This is a genomic window from Ruegeria sp. HKCCD6119 (assembly GCF_013110585.1).
In the GTDB taxonomy this organism is placed as follows: Bacteria; Pseudomonadota; Alphaproteobacteria; order Rhodobacterales; family Rhodobacteraceae; genus Ruegeria.
Map to the genome: position 1 here is coordinate 17,826 of NZ_WVQV01000017.1, position 16,343 is coordinate 34,168.

The window sequence follows — 16,343 nt, forward strand, 5'->3', positions numbered from 1 at the left end:
CCGGTCGTAACCGTTTTGACGTTGCTCAGCACGGCTGGGCCTCGAGTTGTGAACCGAAAGCCTGCGGCCAGTCTTTCAAATTGGCGCTCTGATCCGTGAATTTTTTGTGACGATGCGGAATGAAATTGACCCATCTTCTTTATTTCAATAATTCATGAAATATGATAGAAAAGATAATCGATCAGTTTACCATCCTTGGCCACCCGCAGCGCATCACCGTGTTTCGCATGTTGATGCGACGGTTTCCTGACAGGATTCCCGCGGGCGAGCTGGCGGCGGAGCTGGATATCAAACCCAGCACCATGTCGAACTACCTGAATGCTTTGCAGCGGTCGGGATTGGTGAAACAGGAACGATCCGGGACGTCTCTGCTCTATTCGATTGAAATGAAGAATGTGCAGAAAATGCTCGATTTCCTGATCGTGGATTGCTGCCGTGGCCGCCCGGATATCTGCATGTCCTTTCCCAAAGACACCGCGACGAACCGAAAGTTCAATGTGCTGTTCATCTGTTCCGGAAACTCCGCACGTTCGATTTTTGCCGAATCCTTGCTGCGAGAGATCGGCGGCGACCGGTTCAACGTCTATTCAGCCGGGACACGGCCCAGTTCAGAACTCAATCCCTTTGCGGTGCAGGTTCTGCGCGACAAGGGGCACGATATCTCGGCCCTGCGGCCGAAGACTCTGTCCGAGTTTTTGGTGCCGGAAGCACCTGCCATGGATTTTGTCTTTACTGTCTGCAATCAGGCCGCCAACGAGGAATGCCCGGCTTGGGAGGGCCAACCGATAAGTGGCCATTGGGGCGTGGAAGACCCGGTCAAGGCCGAAGGCACCGACGCCGAGAAAAGCCTGGCCTTTCAAACCGCCTATGGCGCACTGAAGCGCCGGATTCAGGCCTTTTCATCATTGCCGGTCGAAAGCCTTGACCGGATCGCATTGCAATCCGCCGTCGATGAAATCGGGCGTACGCCTACCGAGGAAATGAAATGACCACCTACGCACTGAACGGCCTTGGCCGTATGGGAAAACTGGCCCTGAAGCCCTTGCTTGAAAAAGGCGCAAAGATTGCCTGGATCAACGATGCCGTCGGTGATCCCGAGATGCATGCGCATCTGCTGGAATTCGACACCGTGCATGGGCGCTGGGACGCGGAATTCGACCATGACGCAGACAGCATCACGGTCAACGGAACCCGTCTGCCATTCATTGGCACCAAAGACCTGAGCGCGTTGCCGCTGGACGGTGTTGACGTGGTGATCGACTGTACCGGCGTGTTCAAGACCGAAGCGAAGCTGGCACCGTATTTTGACGCTGGGGTAAAGAAGGTTGTTGTCTCTGCTCCGGTCAAGGACGGGCCGACGGCCAATATCGTCATGGGTGTAAATGACGAAACTTACGACCCTGCGGCGCATAGGATCGTGACGGCGGCCTCGTGCACGACAAACTGTCTTGCGCCTGTCGTAAAGGTCATTCACGAAAACCTGGGCATCCGCCATGGATCGATGACGACGATTCACGACGTAACCAATACGCAGACAATCGTGGACCGGCCTGCCAAGGACCTCAGGCGCGCACGCTCGGCCCTGAACTCTCTGATCCCGACCACGACCGGCTCGGCCACGGCCATCACTCTGATCTATCCGGAACTCAAAGGTCGTTTGAACGGCCATGCGGTTCGGGTGCCGTTGCTGAACGCTTCGCTGACCGATTGCGTGTTCGAGGTTGAGCGTGAAACCACGGTTGAAGAGGTCAACGCCTTCTTCAAAGCCGCTGCCGAAGGCGAACTGAAGGGCATTCTGGGCTATGAGACGCGCCCGCTGGTGTCCACCGATTACACCAATGACGAACGCTCTTCGATCGTCGATGCGCCCTCGACCATGGTTGTGAACGGGACGCAGGTGAAAATCTATGCGTGGTACGACAACGAGATGGGTTATGCGCATCGGCTGGTGGATGTCGCGCTGATGGTCGGGGCATCATTGTGACGCAACGCCCCGAAGGACTGTCGGCTTATATCGCGGTCACGGCTGCCTATTGGGCCTTCATGCTGACCGACGGGGCGCTCAGGATGTTGGTGCTGTTGCACTTTCACACACTGGGCTTTTCACCGGTGCAGCTTGCCTATCTGTTTGTGCTTTATGAAATCGCCGGGATTGTCACCAACCTGTCCGCCGGTTGGATCGCCGCACGGTTCGGGCTGACCTCGACCCTCTATGCTGGGCTGGGGGTGCAGATCGTCGCGTTGCTCGCCATGACGCAGCTTAACCCGAACTGGACCGTCGCGGCTTCGGTCACTTTTGTCATGATCGTGCAAGGGGCCAGTGGAGTAGCCAAGGATCTGGCCAAGATGTCTTCGAAATCGGCGGTCAAATTGCTGGCTCCTTCCGAAGGAGGCGCGTTGTTTCGATGGGTTGCGGTTCTGACGGGTTCGAAAAACGCGGTCAAAGGGCTGGGATTCCTGTTGGGTGCCGCCATGCTTGCAACACTGGGCTTCCTTCCGGCAGTGCTTGCCATGGCCGCCGTTCTGGCGGTGATCCTGGTCGCGGTGATGCTGTTCATGCCAGCGGGCCTGCCGAAGGGGCGCAAGGGCGCAAAGTTCTCTGAGGTTTTTTCAAAATCCGCAAATGTGAACTGGTTGTCCGCGGCGCGTGTCTTCCTGTTCGGCGCGCGGGACGTCTGGTTCGTGGTCGGCATCCCGATCTATTTCTATGCTGTTCTTTCAGATGGCACCGAACAGGGCAATCGGGCCGCGTTCTTCATGATCGGAACATTCATGGCGGTGTGGATCATCCTCTATGGCGCCGTGCAGGCCAACGCGCCAAGGATTCTTCGTGCGTCAGATCGAACCGAAGGTGATCTGATCCGTGCCGCACGCAGCTGGGCGGCGATCCTGTTCTGCGTTCCTGCGGCTCTGACACTGGCAGTTTTGCTGTCAAATGGGCCCGAGACCTGGCTGACCCTGACACTGGTCGTCGGGCTTTTGGTCTTTGGTGCGATCTTCGCGGTCAATTCATCGCTGCATTCCTATCTGATTCTTGCCTTCACCCGGTCCGAGCGTGTGACGATGGATGTCGGCTTTTACTACATGGCAAATGCGACGGGGCGGTTGGCCGGCACCGTCTTGTCTGGCCTGACCTATCAGGTCGGAGGGCTGCCCATGGTGCTGGGCACGGCGGCCGTGATGGTCGGGCTTGCCGCGCTGACCTCTGGCAAACTTACGGATCAAACGACTGAGGCGCTGTCATGAGCATTTTTGAACGGTATCTCACGATCTGGGTTGCACTTGCGATGATCGGTGGCGTCCTGATCGGGCTGGCCGCGCCGGGGCTGGTGCACCTGGTGGCAAACGCCGAAATCGCCAGCGTCAATCTGGTGGTGGCGGTGCTGATCTGGGCAATGGTTTACCCGATGATGGTCAACGTCGATTTCGGCGCAGTCGCCGGAATCGCCCGCCAGCCACGTGGTCTGATTGTGACGCTGGTAGTGAACTGGCTGATAAAGCCTTTCACCATGGCACTGCTGGCCGTCCTGTTTTTCGACTATGTCTTCGCACCCTGGATCGCGCCCGAAGATGCCGCGCAATACACTGCCGGTCTGATCCTGCTGGGGGCCGCCCCTTGCACCGCCATGGTGTTTGTGTGGTCGCAGCTTACCAGAGGCGACGCGACTTACACGCTGGTTCAGGTCTCGGTCAATGATCTGATCATGGTCGTGGCATTTGCGCCGATCGTGGCCTTTTTGCTGGATGTCACCGACATCGAAGTGCCGTGGCAGACTTTGGTCTTGGCCACGGTCCTTTATGTGGTGCTGCCGCTTGCCGCCGGGTTGATCACCCGCCGCAGATTAGGCTCTAAACAAGCGATAGAAGCCTTTTCTTCGCGGGTGAAACTGTGGTCCGTCATGGGATTGATTGCAACCGTGGTCATCTTGTTCGGCCTGCAAGGTCAGACCATTCTGGCGAAACCTACGGTCATCGTTCTGATCGCCGTTCCCATTCTGATCCAAAGCTATGGGATTTTTGCCATTGCCTATGGCGCCGCTTATGCGCTGAAGGTTCCCCACCGGATCGCAGCGCCCTGTGCCATGATCGGGACATCGAACTTTTTTGAACTGGCCGTTGCCGTCGCAATCAGCTTGTTCGGTCTTCATTCCGGCGCGGCACTGGCGACGGTCGTGGGGGTCCTGGTCGAAGTACCGGTGATGCTGTCGCTTGTGGCTTTCGCCAACCGAACACGCCAGCGTTTCCCGGAACCTGCGACATGACAGAATCGGTCAACGCAGCAGGGCGATAATCGGAACTGGCGGCTATGCACCGCCAGCCTTGCAGCAACGTTGCTTCAGAAATCCACGCCGCGCTGTGCTTTGATGCCCGCTTGGAACGGGTGTTTCTCCTCGGTCATTTCCGTGACCAGATCAGCATAGTCACGCAGCGCGTTCGGCGCGTCGCGACCAGTCAGGAATACGCTGGTCTTTTCCGAACGCGTGTTCAAACCTTCGATGACCTGTTCGACCGACAGGTATTCGTAACGCAGGGCGATGTTGATCTCGTCCAGCACAACCAGATCGTATTCGCCGCTGGACATCAGGGCGCGGGCCTTGTCAAAGGCGGCATTGGCAGCCGCAATATCGCGTTCCCGGTCCTGTGTGTCCCAGGTAAAACCTTCGCCCATCGTATGCCATGTCACCAGATCGCGCTCTTCGAAGAAACGGCGCTCGCCGGTTTTCCACTTGCCCTTGATGAACTGCACCACAGCAACCTTCTGGCCCCAGCCCAAGGCACGAATGACCACGCCGAACGCGGCCGAGGACTTGCCTTTGCCCTTGCCGGTATTGATCAGGACCAGACCGCGGCCTGGATCCACGGCCTCGGACACTTTCTTGCGGTGCTGGGCCTGCACCTTCTGCATCTTTTCCTTGTGATCCTGCGCGTCGCTCATTTGGGAACCTCTTTGACTGTTCGGCCCAACCTAGGGGAAGATTGCAAAAGGTAAAGTCATGCTTTGGGGTCTGTAACCGACCGGACCTTGCCGCGCTCCAGCCCCAACTGGTGTTCGCGCCAGATGACGACAACATTGCCTGCAATCACCAGCGCGGCCCCGATCAGGATTGCAATCGTTGGCAGTTCGTCGAACCAGACATAGCCGATCACGATCGCAAAAAGCATGGTTGCATAGTCATAAGGCGCCAGCATCGAGGCCTGGCCAAACCGATAGGAAGATGTGACCAAAATCTGCGCGACGCCGCCGATCAGGCCCATCATGACCATGATCAGAGCCTGATTCCAGGTGGGCATCGTCCATCCCCAGAATGCTGTCAGAGCGGACAGGAGCGTCGCGGTCATCGAGAAATAGAACACGATGGCCGCAGGGTGATCGACCTTGACCAATTGCCGGATATGGATCTGAACGAAGGCACGGGCGAGGGTTGCGCCCAACACGCATAACGCGCCGATGGTGGCGGCGAGTTCCATCTTGGTGGTGCCAATACGTGGCCATATCATGATCAGGACGCCCAGCAGACCCAAAGCCACAGCGCCGATACGGATAAGCCGAATCCGTTCGCCCAGCATGACGGCGGCCAGAATCAGGGTGAAGATCGGTGTCGCATAGCCGATGGCAGTAACTTCCGGCAGGGGCAACAGGCTGAGGCCGGTAAAGGTAAGACCCATGGCGCTTGTCCCCAGAACACCGCGCCAGAAATGGCCCATGGGTTTCTTGACCACAAAGCCTTTCGACAACTCCCCCCGCGCGATGAGCCAAAGAATGATCACGGGGATTGCGAACAGGGATCGGAAAAACACCAATTGGCCCGGCGGGAATTCATCTGAAAGTGCTTTGACCAGCGCGGACATCGACGTGAACAGGAACAAGGCGCACAGCTTCAGCGTTACGGCAAGCAGAGGTCGATGCGAAGTTAAGGGTTTTGTCATCGGCGCGAACCTGCGTCTTTGACGGGCAAAGATCAACGGGTGGATTCAGCAATTCACCCAGGATTGCGGCAGGGAACAGCCGATCTCTTCGGCGAATTCTTCAAGAAAGCGGATCATGCGAGCGGTGCGTTGTTCTGCAATCCGCCTTCCGGTTTCGGTCAACATGTCACCTGGCAGGCGCAGAAGTTTCACCTTCCAGTGGTCGAGCGAGAAATGAAGGTCATCCAGTGGCCGGGCTTGGGCAAAAGGGTCCGCCGGATCGTAAAGAGTACGCCCCAAGGCTCCGGAAACGGAAAAGTTGCGGGCGATACCGATGGCGCCTAGGGCGTCAAGGCGGTCCGCATCGCGCAGAATGCGTGCCTCGATCGTTTCAGGGGGGATATCGGCCGAAAAACTATGGGCTTCGATCGCGTGCTGGATCGCACGGACCTGATCGGCCTCAAACCCGATTTCCTTAAGAATAGGCTCTGATTCAGCTGCGGATCTGCGCGAGGCAAGATGCCGGGCGGGATCGTCCTTGGGCAGATTCACAAGATCGTGCAGGTAACTTGCGGCCAGCAGCACGGACATATCGGTTTGATCATCTGCGATGGCCCGGGCGTTGGTCCAAACACGATCCAGATGGGCCAGATCATGGGCCGGATCCGTTTCCATGCGATGTGCGACCACAGCCCGCAGGCGGGAGCGCAGATCAGCCGATCCGTCCACGGTTCTCTCCGATCTGGCCGCGATGCAAGAGCAGGTGGTCGAGGATCACGCAGGCCATCATCGCCTCTCCTACCGGGACCGCGCGAATACCAACACAAGGGTCGTGACGGCCCTTGGTGATGATCTCGGTCTCTTCGCCTGATTTGGTGATGGTTTTGCGTGTGGTCAGAATAGACGAGGTCGGCTTGACCGCAAAGCGAACGACGATGTCCTGTCCGGTTGAGATGCCGCCCAGAATCCCGCCCGCATGGTTCGAGCTGTATTGTGGGCCATTCTGGCCCATGAAAATCTCATCCGCGTTGGCCTCGCCCGTCAGTTCAGCCGCGGCCATGCCTTCGCCGATTTCGACGCCTTTCACCGCGTTGATCGACATCATCGCAGCGGCTAGATCAGTGTCTAACTTGGCATAAACCGGCGCGCCAAGCCCTGCGGGCACGCCACGCGCCACAACTTCGACAATTGCGCCAACCGAGTTGCCGGACTTGCGCAGATCGTCCAGATAGGTGGCCCACTTCTCGGCGGCTTGCGCATCCGGTGTCCAGAACGGGTTCTGCTCGATCTGGGACCAGTCGAAATTGTCGCGCTCGATCTTATGCGGCCCGATCTGGGTCATGTATCCGGTGATCTGCACGTTGGGCGCAATCTGTTTGATCGCCTCACGCGCCAATCCACCCGCAGCAACACGTGATGCTGTTTCGCGTGCAGAACTCCGCCCGCCGCCGCGATAATCCCGGATCCCGTACTTCTGCCAATAGGTGATATCGGCGTGCCCCGGGCGGAACTTTTCCATGATATCGCCATAGTCTTTCGAGCGCTGATCGGTGTTCTCGATCATCAGCTGCACAGGCGTTCCCGTGGTTTGCCCTTCGAACACACCGGACAGGATTTTCACCTGATCGGGTTCGCGCCGCTGGGTGGTGAACTTGTTCTGCCCCGGTTTGCGCTTGTCCAGCCAGTGCTGGATCATGGCCTCGTCGATCGTGACACCCGGCGGGCAGCCGTCAACAGTGGCACCCAAAGCGGGTCCATGGCTTTCACCCCAGGTGGTGACACGGAATAGATGGCCAAAACTGTTCATCGACATGCGGCGGGCTCCTTTGGGATCGTGATTAGCGGGCAAGACCCTTGGCCTCAAGCGGATTTGCGAATTGGTGGGCGCCACCTTGCGGTGGCGCGAATGAGTATTTTTTGAAAAGATGAAGATCAGGCGGCCTGCGTCAGCGCCTCTCGGGTCGCTGTGATATTCAGCGCGGCTTGTGCGGCTTCGCGGCCCTTCTCAACAAAATGCGCGCTGTAAATGGCGTTGTGATGATCCGTCTCCTGGTACTGGTGCGGCGTCAGGGAAACGGACAGGACCGGCACGCCTGTATCCATGCCGGCGCGCATCAACCCGTCCACGACGGCCTGAGCCACGAAGTCGTGCCGGTAAATGCCGCCATCCACGACAAATGCGGCGCAGGCGACAGCGGCGTAGCGGCCGGTTTGGGCCAGATCGCGGGCCAGCAGCGGCATCTCGAACGCGCCGGGAACGTCGAAAACATCGACCTGATCGGCCGGGATCAGTTCAAGAAACCCGTCCAGCGCGCGGTCGACGATGTCGGAATGCCAGTTGGCTTTGACAAAAGCATAGCGGGTGTGTGTCATCGTGATCTCCTTTCAGTTCGGTGGCCTGCTGGCGGTCGCGAAAACCTTTGCTGCCAGCCCGGCATGACACGTCACCCAAGGCGATCACGAGCAGGCGCGCCGGTTCACCGGCACGACTTGCACGTTCTCTTCCATCCGGACTTTGACCGTCGGCTCTGGCCTCTCACCAGATCTGCTGACACTCTTTCGTGGTTCCACACTTTGTCCGAATACCGGCTCCTGCCTTTCGGATCGTGGACACGGCAGAGCCGCTCGCGGGCTTACGGGTCATGGCCCGCATACCGCCGGTGGGGAATTCCACCCCGCCCTGAGAACGAGGCAGACCTTGCCAAGAACCAACCCCATCTGCAAGAGATTTGGCAGGAGGTCGCCCATGCACCCAAATCCAGCCTTCCGCGCCGAGGATCGTGCGCGTCATATTGAATTCGCCCGTGACCGGGCTTTTGGCGTTCTGGCGATTTCCGGCGACGGCGCGCCATTGATCAGTCACGTGCCCTTTCTGCTGTCTGAGGACGGTGCGGTGGTCGATCTTCATCTGGTGCGATCAAACCCGATTGTCCGTATGCTGCACGGGCCGAAAGAGGTCAGGATCGCGGTGCAGGGGCCTGATGGCTATGTCTCGCCCGACTGGTACGGTGTCGCCGATCAGGTTCCGACTTGGAACTATGTTGCCGTGCACCTGACCGGACGGCTTGAACTGCGCCCGCAGGACGAGCTGCGTGATTTGCTGGATCGACAAACGGCATTCTTTGAAGATCGACTGCTGCCCAAAGCGCCATGGGTCACAGGGAAAATGTCTGATGACGCGTTGGCCAGAATGATGCGGATGATCGTACCATGCCGGATGCAGGTAGAGGATATCCAGGGCACCTGGAAACTGGGCCAGAACAAGCCGGAGGATGCAAGAATCGCTGCTGCCGACAAAGTGCCCGGCGGATTTGGCAGTGAAACCGGTCAGCTGGCCGCCTTGATGCACAAGGCGTAACCAGCACCGGGAAACAGGATTACTCGGAACTGAAAGTTGCCAGATAGGCGGCGATATCTTCCGCGCCTTTCCTGAGCTTGACGCTCATGTTCGGGCGGGCGGTTTCGTCATCCAGATACTCTTTGATGAAACCGATGGGGTCTTTGGAATAGGCGGCAATGTTTTCTTCGGTCCAGATCAGACCTTCTTCGCCGGCACGGATCATGTCATCGGTGAACATACCGACCGGCAGGCGCTCGCTGCCGTAGCGATAGTCATTTTCGGACCCGGCGACACGTCCGACGACACCATAGAGATTCGGGCCGGTGATTCCGCCTTTGACCAGTACTTCGCCGTCCTTGATTATCGCATGACACGATGAGCAGCGGTTGTACATCGCCTCGCCTTTCGCTGGATCACCTGCCGCAAGTGTTTGCGAGGACAGGGCCAATGTGAGTATCGCAGTGGCCAGGGTGATTTTTGACATTGGGGTCTCCTTGCAGGAGTTCGCGCGTTTTTGCGCTGTCCGGTATTCACGCAAAAAGTGCAACTGTGTAATTGCGCTCAATTTTCGATTTAAATCATCTATTTGGCAAATATGATTTACCCAGCAGACAATCGCTGCTTCGCGATGCTGATTGTCAAGAATACGCTCTCAAATGATTGGCCGACTGGTGGTCAGAATCGGGCTGGATTTCGCCTGCAAAACGGAGTTCGCAGTTCGAATCAACCCCCGTTGATTCGAAGTCGCAGGCAAAGTTGCGGACGAGAATCACCAAAAAAAGCCCCTCGTCACGTGCATGAAGGGACACATGCGGCGTATTGCGCGTTTATGAACGCTGGACGAACACTATTCTCCCCGATAGTAAGCGCGGTTAAGACACCGCATTCGTGCGGTGCGCGAGCTATTTGCCCGTCCGCGGGCGCCAGATAATCGGAGATAACCTCGTGTCCCACGCAGAAGACCACGAAGGCACCCGCAGAGATTTCCTGTACTACGTCGCTGGCGGCGCAGGTGTCGTTGCAACGGGTGCAGCCGTATGGCCACTGATCAACCAAATGAACCCGTCGGCAGACGTTCAGGCGCTGTCCTCGATCCGTGTGGATGTGAGCGGCGTCGAGCCGGGCACGCAACTGACGGTAAAATGGCTGGGAAAACCCGTTTTTGTCCGTCACCGCACCGGTGCCGAGATTCAGGAAGCCCAGGAACAGGACGCCGAAGGTGTTGATGCGCTGCCAGATCCGCTGGCACGCAACTTCAACCTGAGCGCAGATGCGCCTGCGACTGACGCAAACCGTGTCATGCCGTCACCGGAAGGCGAAGCGCCGGGTGCTTGGATCGTTCAGATGGGCGTTTGTACGCACCTCGGCTGTGTGCCTCTGGGGGATGCCGGCGACTTCGGTGGCTGGTTCTGCCCGTGCCACGGCTCGCACTACGACCTCGCCGGTCGTATCCGTAAAGGCCCCGCGCCTGAGAACCTGCCTGTCCCGCCCGCAGAATGGGTGGACAACAGCACAATCAAACTCGGCTAAGGGAGACCCAAACTTATGTCCGGAATTCCCCACGATCATTACGAGCCGAAGACAAACGGCGAGAAGTGGCTGAACAGCCGCCTGCCGATTGTCGGCCTGCTGTACGATACCCTTATGATCCCGACCCCCAAGAACCTGAACTGGTGGTGGATCTGGGGCATCGTTCTGGCGTTCTGCCTGGCGCTGCAAATCATCACCGGTATCGTTTTGGTGATGCACTATACCCCGCATGTCGATCTGGCCTTTGCCAGCATCGAGCACATCATGCGCAACGTGAATGGCGGTCACTTTATCCGCTATCTGCACATGAATGGCGCGTCGCTGTTCTTTGTGGCGGTTTACATCCACATGTTCCGCGGCCTGTTCTACGGCTCGTACAAAGCCCCGCGTGAAATCACGTGGATCATTGGTATGCTGATCTACCTGATGATGATGGGCACCGCCTTCATGGGCTATGTTCTGCCCTGGGGTCAGATGTCCTTCTGGGGTGCGACTGTGATCACCGGCCTGTTTGGTGCGATCCCGTTTGTTGGTGACGCGCTGCAGACCTGGCTGCTGGGTGGGCCCGCCGTGGACAACGCCACGCTGAACCGCTTCTTCTCGTTGCACTATCTGCTGCCGTTTATCATTGCGGCATTGGTTGTGGTGCATATCTGGGCTTTCCACACCACCGGCAACAACAACCCGACAGGTGTTGAAGTGCGCCGGGGCTCGAAAGCTGAGGCCGAGAAAGACACGCTGCCGTTCTGGCCGTACTTCGTGATCAAGGATCTCTTCGCCCTAGCCGTGATCCTGGTCGTGTTCTGGGCCGTCGTGGGCTTTATGCCGAACTATCTGGGCCACCCGGACAACTACATCGAAGCCAACCCTCTGGTGACACCTGCACACATCGTTCCCGAATGGTACTTCCTGCCGTTCTACGCGATCCTGCGCGCGTTCACCGGTGAGGTCTGGGTCGTTCAATTCGCCAGCTTCATCACCGGCGGTATCATTGATGCCAAGTTCTTCGGTGTTCTGGCGATGTTCGGTGCGATCCTGGCCATGGCGCTGGCGCCCTGGCTGGACACCTCGAACGTGCGTTCGGGCAAGTACCGTCCAATGTTCAAATGGTGGTTCTACCTGCTGGTCATCGACTTCTTTGCCCTGATGTGGCTGGGTGCGATGCCCGCGGAAGAGCCCTATGCGACCTTCTCGCTGATCGCGTCCGCCTACTGGTTCGCCTATTTCTTCGTGATCCTGCCGATCCTCGGAGTGATCGAGAAGCCTCTGGCACAGCCCGAGACCATCGAAGAAGACTTCAACGCGCATTATGGCAAGGCTGACGCCAAAGCCACGCCGGCCGAGTAAGAAGAGGGACCGGAAACATGTTCAAGAAACTTGCAATCGGCGCCGCGTTTGCCTTGGCCCTGACCCCTGTTGCATCCATTGCAGCAGGTGGGGGTGAGCAGCATATCGAAGACTTCGACTTCTCGTTCGAAGGTCCCTTCGGTACCTGGGACCAGCATCAGCTGCAGCGCGGCCTGCAGATCTATACCGAGGTCTGCGCAGCCTGCCACGGTCTGCAATATGTGCCTCTGCGCGATCTGGAAGCGCTGGGCTATTCGGAAGAAGAAGTTATCGCTTATGCAGCGGGCAACTTCGAAGTGTTTGACCCCGAGCTGGACGACTTCCGCCCGGCGATTCCGACTGACCACTTCCCGGCCAACAACGGTGTCGGCGCGCCGGACCTGAGCCTGATGGCCAAGGCCCGCGCGGGCTTCCACGGACCTTACGGTCTGGGCATCAATCAGCTGGTCAAAGGCATGGGCGGAGCCGAGTACATCGCCTCACTGCTGGACGGCTATACTGGTGAAGAGAAGGAAGAGGCAGGCACTGTCCTCTACGAAAACAAGGCCTTCCCCGGCGGCTGGATTTCGATGGCACCGCCGCTGGCGGATGAACAGGTCGAGTTTGCTGACGGGCACTCGAACTCTGTCGAACACATGTCAGAGGACGTCGCGGCGTTCCTGATGTGGGCGGCCGAGCCGAAGATGATGGAGCGCAAGAACGCCGGCTTTGTTGGCGTGATTTTCCTCACCGTTCTGTCGGTGCTTCTCTATCTGGTCAACAAGCGCCTGTGGGCTCCGCACAAGGGCAAGAAATCCGCCTGATCCGTCAGGGTAGGTTTAAGAAAATTCAAAAGGCCCCGTGCGTCGCACGGGGCTTTTTCTTTGAAACCGCTCGAAAACTTGTTCCTTGACGCGAACCCCGTGCAACACGACGCTGGTTGCATTGTAGAAGTCATTTTGGAGTGAATTGTCATGAACGCTTTGTCGAATGCCGCGAAACTGCGCGAGGCCTTTTCCAGATGGAACGAATCCAAGGGTTCGAACCTGAAAATGTGGGACGACTACACGACCGACGATATCTGCATCCGGTCCCTTGGCGACGGGAAAAACGGGCTGGACTTCAGTTGCGCCCGCAAGGGGCAGGGTCAGATGCACCAGTATCTGAAGGAATTGACGGATGCCTTCGAAATGGTCCACTGGACGTTGAAGGACACCATAGCCCAGGACGACCGGGTCGTCGGGGTGGGCGTCACGGCCTGGACACACAAAGCCAGCGGCCAGAAGGTCGAAACGCCGGTCGTTGTCATTTGCAAGTTCTGCGGCGACCGGGTCTGCGAATATCAGGAATTCTACGACACGGCCGCCCTCGCTGCCGTGACCGGGCAATGAATGCCGCCGGCAGCCGACGCCATCACGCGATCAGCTGGGTTTGAGTATGACCGGTGACTGCCGCCGTCACGATCTCGCCCTCGGTCCGGGGGGCCGAAAAGGACACTTCGGTGAATTGCTCGGTTCGGCCCATGTGCGGGCTTTCCATCAGGATGTGATGGGTTTTGCCGATTTGTTGTGACAAGTGCTTTGTGACCTGAGCGTCGCCTGCTGCGCGCAACCGGGCGGCGCGATCCTTGATAACCGTTCCATTCACCTGCTGCGGTATGCGAGCTGCCGGTGTGCCTTCACGCTTGGAATAGGGGAAGACATGCAGCCAAGTCAGGTCGCAGTCGCTGATCAGCTTCAGCGAGTTTTCGAAATGCGCTTCGGACTCGGTCGGGAAGCCTGCGATGATATCCGCACCAAAGGTCATGTCGGGGCGCAGCTTGCGTGCCTCTTCGGTAAAGCGGATGGCGTCGTCGCGCAGATGGCGGCGTTTCATGCGCTTTAGAATCAGATCGTCGCCGTGCTGAAGCGACAGGTGCAGATGCGGCATCAGGCGCGGCTCGGTTGCGATGGCCTGCATCAGATTCTCGTCCACCTCGATCGAATCGATCGAGCTGATGCGCAGACGCGCCAGGTCGGGCACCAGCTTGAGGATGCGCATGACAAGATCGCCCAGTTTGGGGCTTGCGGGCAGGTCGACGCCCCAGGATGTCAGATCGACCCCGGTCAGCACGACCTCGTTATAGCCCTTGTCGACAAGCCGCTTGATCTGATCCACCACCACACCGGCCGGCACGCTGCGCGAGTTGCCCCGGCCATAGGGAATGATGCAGAAGGTACAGCGGTGGTCACAACCGTTCTGGACCTGCACATAGGCGCGCGAGCGGGTGCCGAATCCGTCGATCAGATGGCCGGCCGTTTCGGTGACCGACATGATGTCATCCACCTGCACCGCCTCGGTCTGACCGATGAAATCAGTCGCCATGCCTTGCCAGGTCTCGGGCTGCATCTTTTCGGTGTTGCCGATGACCGCATCGACCTCGTCCATCTGCGCAAAGGTTTCGGGCTCGGTCTGGGCGGCACAGCCTGTAACGATCAGGCGGGCATTCGGATTCTCGCGCCGTAGCTTGCGGATCTCCTGCCGGGCCTTGCGCACGGCCTCAGCCGTCACTGCGCATGTGTTCACCACCACAGCGTCTGTCAGACCGGCCTGTTGCGACAGTTCTTTCATCGCCTCAGTTTCATAGGCGTTCAGGCGGCAGCCCAACGTGGTGAACTTGGGCGGGTTCATCCCAGAGACCTCAGAAATTCAGGCGTCAGAGTGCCAGAGAAAACGTGACATGTCGGGCCGGTCATCCAGACACCATCGTCGCGCCAGTCGACCCAAAGCGTGCCACCATCCAAATCAATCCGCACTTTGCGCCCGGTCAGCCCCCGTCGCGCGGCGGCCACGGCCGCTGCACAGGACGAAGACCCAGATGCCAGAGTGATGCCTACTCCGCGCTCCCATACGCGCATACGGATGTGATCCGGACCAATGACCTGGGCCACCTGGACATTAGTGCGTTCGGGATAAAGCGGGTGGTATTCGTAACGCGCGCCGAATTCTGCCAACGGGATCGCTTCGGCGTTGTCAACGAAGAACGTGCAATGCGGGTTGCCCATTCCCGTTGCCGTCGGGGTGCCTTCGATCGGCAATTCCAGCGTGTCCATCTCTTCTGCAAGGGGAACCTCGCGCCAGTTCAGCTGCGGGTGCCCCATGTTGACCGAGGTGAGCCCATCGCCGGCATCCCGCGTATGAAGGGTTCCCCGTTCCGTGGTGAGCTTGAGGGCAGAGCGCCCCGTCTCATCCATAAGCAACCGTGCAATACAGCGGGTGGCGTTGCCGCAGGCGGCAGAAGTTGATCCATCGGAATTGTAGAACACCAGATGCGCGTCGGCTTCACCCTTTTCGATAACGGCCAACTGATCGAATCCCACCCCAAATTGCCGATGCCCGATTCCCCGGGCCAGCGTCGGCGTGATCGGGGCATCCTGTGCGCGTGCGTCAACAATGACAAAGTCATTGCCCAGCCCGTGCATCTTTATGAAGGGCAGTCCGGTGTCGAGTCTCTGTTGCATGGCGGGCATATAACGTCGGTCCGAACATGAATCCACCCTGTCGCGAAGATTCCTCAAAAAAGGGGTTGACCCTCCAGCGCCACCTGCCTAATTAGGCCGCCTATCGGGTTGCCGGAAACACGCGTTGTTACGGCGAAACGAGGCGCAAAATAAAGGCTTGAACCCGGTCGGGGAATTGCCGTAAAGAGCGCCACGGATCAACAGATCCAACAAAAGAGTGGGCCGTTAGCTCAGTTGGTAGAGCAACTGACTTTTAATCAGTGGGTCGCAGGTTCGAATCCTGCACGGCTCACCACTTTTTTCAATAAAAATAAATACTTACACGAGGCCGTGCAGAGTGCGCTTCGTGACGTGCGGCCTACCGGAAGCAATACGGAAGCACTGTGACAAAGACTGAAGTGTGCTTATTGGATCACAATGGTATCGCGCGGCGGAAGCTTTTGGACACGGGTGTGCAATGCCCCGGACAAACTCAAGCAGGACTTGAGCAGGTCGGCCACACAGTCGCCGTTCGCTGCCGTTGCAGTATCCTTGATTTGTGATGACCGCTTCGCAGGCTGACCGGCCGTTGCCGAATACTGGGCTGTGTAGAAAAGTCGGTTTCTAGCAGAAAAACTCAGTACAACGTTCCAGGGTTGATGCAGACTCACGCATATCCCGCCACGCAAGGCGTAGTTATGCAGCGCAACGTGGGCCTTGAGTTTATTGCTGGCACTGAAGGTACAGTCATTCGGCGAGTA

General features: G+C 58.3%; 17 protein-coding genes, 1 tRNA gene and 1 riboswitch. Of the genes, 10 read left to right on the top strand and 8 right to left on the bottom strand.

Annotation, left to right across the window (positions count from 1 at the left end; translation table 11 throughout):
* Positions 1-161 precede the first annotated feature (161 nt).
* From GS611_RS20260 to arsB, 4 genes are read left to right on the top strand one after another with little or no spacing between them, the layout of a single operon-like run.
* Complete coding sequence (locus GS611_RS20260) at positions 162-989, top strand: helix-turn-helix domain-containing protein (RefSeq protein WP_171638436.1); 828 nt, start codon at positions 162-164, stop codon at positions 987-989.
* Positions 986-1,984, top strand: coding sequence for an ArsJ-associated glyceraldehyde-3-phosphate dehydrogenase (locus GS611_RS20265; protein ID WP_171638438.1), 999 nt, complete (start codon positions 986-988; stop codon positions 1,982-1,984). Before GS611_RS20260 ends, GS611_RS20265 begins: the two co-directional genes overlap by 4 nt.
* On the top strand, positions 1,981-3,246 hold the full coding sequence (arsJ, locus tag GS611_RS20270) for an organoarsenical effux MFS transporter ArsJ (RefSeq protein ID WP_171638440.1): 1,266 nt from the start codon (positions 1,981-1,983) through the stop codon (positions 3,244-3,246). Before GS611_RS20265 ends, arsJ begins: the two co-directional genes overlap by 4 nt.
* Positions 3,243-4,262, top strand: coding sequence for an ACR3 family arsenite efflux transporter (gene arsB, locus GS611_RS20275; protein ID WP_171638443.1), 1,020 nt, complete (start codon positions 3,243-3,245; stop codon positions 4,260-4,262). The genes arsJ and arsB overlap by 4 nt, the downstream gene beginning before the upstream one ends.
* A gap of 74 nt (positions 4,263-4,336) precedes the next feature.
* Here the strand turns inward: arsB and cobO are convergent, their stop codons facing one another.
* The 5 genes from cobO to GS611_RS20300 form a co-directional block, all read right to left on the bottom strand.
* Positions 4,337-4,936 carry a cob(I)yrinic acid a,c-diamide adenosyltransferase gene (gene cobO / locus GS611_RS20280; RefSeq protein WP_171638445.1) on the bottom strand — a complete coding sequence of 200 codons (600 nt, stop codon included), beginning with the start codon at positions 4,934-4,936 and terminating at the stop codon, positions 4,337-4,339.
* Between the two features lie 56 nt (positions 4,937-4,992).
* Positions 4,993-5,928 carry a DMT family transporter gene (locus GS611_RS20285; protein WP_171638447.1) on the bottom strand — a complete coding sequence of 312 codons (936 nt, stop codon included), beginning with the start codon at positions 5,926-5,928 and terminating at the stop codon, positions 4,993-4,995.
* 45 nt (positions 5,929-5,973) lie between these two features.
* Positions 5,974-6,636 (bottom strand): HD domain-containing protein, encoded by a 663-nt coding sequence (locus GS611_RS20290; protein ID WP_371732305.1) that lies wholly within the window; start codon positions 6,634-6,636, stop codon positions 5,974-5,976.
* On the bottom strand, positions 6,620-7,720 hold the full coding sequence (gene aroC / locus GS611_RS20295; protein WP_171638449.1) for a chorismate synthase: 1,101 nt from the start codon (positions 7,718-7,720) through the stop codon (positions 6,620-6,622). Before aroC ends, GS611_RS20290 begins: the two co-directional genes overlap by 17 nt.
* Before the next feature lie 119 nt (positions 7,721-7,839).
* Complete coding sequence (locus tag GS611_RS20300) at positions 7,840-8,280, bottom strand: 6,7-dimethyl-8-ribityllumazine synthase (protein WP_171638451.1); 441 nt, start codon at positions 8,278-8,280, stop codon at positions 7,840-7,842.
* A 119-nt stretch (positions 8,281-8,399) separates the two neighbouring features.
* Positions 8,400-8,599, bottom strand: a riboswitch (FMN riboswitch).
* Between the two features lie 54 nt (positions 8,600-8,653).
* Here GS611_RS20300 and GS611_RS20305 point away from each other — a divergent pair.
* Positions 8,654-9,265 (top strand): FMN-binding negative transcriptional regulator, encoded by a 612-nt coding sequence (locus GS611_RS20305; RefSeq protein WP_171638453.1) that lies wholly within the window; start codon positions 8,654-8,656, stop codon positions 9,263-9,265.
* A 19-nt stretch (positions 9,266-9,284) separates the two neighbouring features.
* Here GS611_RS20305 and GS611_RS20310 read toward each other — a convergent pair whose 3' ends face one another.
* The gene (locus tag GS611_RS20310; protein ID WP_171638455.1) at positions 9,285-9,731 is read right to left on the bottom strand and encodes a cytochrome c family protein; all 447 of its coding nucleotides are present in this window, start codon (positions 9,729-9,731) and stop codon (positions 9,285-9,287) included.
* 461 nt (positions 9,732-10,192) lie between these two features.
* Here GS611_RS20310 and petA point away from each other — a divergent pair, with 461 nt between their 5' ends.
* The 4 genes from petA (at position 10,193) to GS611_RS20330 (ending at position 13,494) form a co-directional block, all read left to right on the top strand.
* Complete coding sequence (petA, locus tag GS611_RS20315; RefSeq protein ID WP_152459513.1) at positions 10,193-10,777, top strand: ubiquinol-cytochrome c reductase iron-sulfur subunit; 585 nt, start codon at positions 10,193-10,195, stop codon at positions 10,775-10,777.
* Positions 10,778-10,792: 15 nt separating this feature from the next.
* Positions 10,793-12,124 carry a cytochrome b gene (gene petB, locus GS611_RS20320; protein ID WP_171638457.1) on the top strand — a complete coding sequence of 444 codons (1,332 nt, stop codon included), beginning with the start codon at positions 10,793-10,795 and terminating at the stop codon, positions 12,122-12,124.
* Between the two features lie 17 nt (positions 12,125-12,141).
* Positions 12,142-12,927, top strand: coding sequence for a cytochrome c1 (locus GS611_RS20325; protein WP_171638459.1), 786 nt, complete (start codon positions 12,142-12,144; stop codon positions 12,925-12,927).
* A gap of 150 nt (positions 12,928-13,077) precedes the next feature.
* The gene (locus tag GS611_RS20330) at positions 13,078-13,494 is read left to right on the top strand and encodes a nuclear transport factor 2 family protein (protein WP_171638461.1); all 417 of its coding nucleotides are present in this window, start codon (positions 13,078-13,080) and stop codon (positions 13,492-13,494) included.
* Positions 13,495-13,516: 22 nt separating this feature from the next.
* Here the strand turns inward: GS611_RS20330 and mtaB are convergent, their stop codons facing one another.
* Positions 13,517-14,773, bottom strand: a complete 1,257-nt coding sequence (mtaB, locus tag GS611_RS20335) for a tRNA (N(6)-L-threonylcarbamoyladenosine(37)-C(2))-methylthiotransferase MtaB (protein WP_171638463.1) — start codon at positions 14,771-14,773, stop codon at positions 13,517-13,519.
* Positions 14,770-15,612, bottom strand: coding sequence for a diaminopimelate epimerase (dapF, locus tag GS611_RS20340; protein ID WP_171638464.1), 843 nt, complete (start codon positions 15,610-15,612; stop codon positions 14,770-14,772). Before dapF ends, mtaB begins: the two co-directional genes overlap by 4 nt.
* 210 nt (positions 15,613-15,822) lie before the next feature.
* Between dapF and GS611_RS20345 the strand changes: the two genes are divergently transcribed.
* A tRNA-Lys gene (locus GS611_RS20345) sits at positions 15,823-15,898 on the top strand.
* Positions 15,899-16,343: the final 445 nt, after the last annotated feature.

Bases quoted from the DNA above. Each gene is read 5' to 3' on its own strand.
- GS611_RS20310 (WP_171638455.1), bottom strand. From the start codon at position 9,731: ATGTCAAAAATCACCCTGGCCACTGCGATACTCACATTGGCCCTGTCC.
- GS611_RS20260 (WP_171638436.1), top strand. From the start codon at position 162: ATGATAGAAAAGATAATCGATCAGTTTACCATCCTTGGCCACCCGCAG.
- GS611_RS20330 (WP_171638461.1), top strand. From the start codon at position 13,078: ATGAACGCTTTGTCGAATGCCGCGAAACTGCGCGAGGCCTTTTCCAGA.
- GS611_RS20300 (WP_171638451.1), bottom strand. From the start codon at position 8,280: ATGACACACACCCGCTATGCTTTTGTCAAAGCCAACTGGCATTCCGAC.
- GS611_RS20265 (WP_171638438.1), top strand. From the start codon at position 986: ATGACCACCTACGCACTGAACGGCCTTGGCCGTATGGGAAAACTGGCC.
- arsB (WP_171638443.1), top strand. From the start codon at position 3,243: ATGAGCATTTTTGAACGGTATCTCACGATCTGGGTTGCACTTGCGATG.
- aroC (WP_171638449.1), bottom strand. From the start codon at position 7,720: ATGTCGATGAACAGTTTTGGCCATCTATTCCGTGTCACCACCTGGGGT.
- GS611_RS20305 (WP_171638453.1), top strand. From the start codon at position 8,654: ATGCACCCAAATCCAGCCTTCCGCGCCGAGGATCGTGCGCGTCATATT.
- GS611_RS20325 (WP_171638459.1), top strand. From the start codon at position 12,142: ATGTTCAAGAAACTTGCAATCGGCGCCGCGTTTGCCTTGGCCCTGACC.
- petB (WP_171638457.1), top strand. From the start codon at position 10,793: ATGTCCGGAATTCCCCACGATCATTACGAGCCGAAGACAAACGGCGAG.
- mtaB (WP_171638463.1), bottom strand. From the start codon at position 14,773: ATGAACCCGCCCAAGTTCACCACGTTGGGCTGCCGCCTGAACGCCTAT.
- cobO (WP_171638445.1), bottom strand. From the start codon at position 4,936: ATGAGCGACGCGCAGGATCACAAGGAAAAGATGCAGAAGGTGCAGGCC.
- GS611_RS20285 (WP_171638447.1), bottom strand. From the start codon at position 5,928: ATGACAAAACCCTTAACTTCGCATCGACCTCTGCTTGCCGTAACGCTG.
- dapF (WP_171638464.1), bottom strand. From the start codon at position 15,612: ATGCCCGCCATGCAACAGAGACTCGACACCGGACTGCCCTTCATAAAG.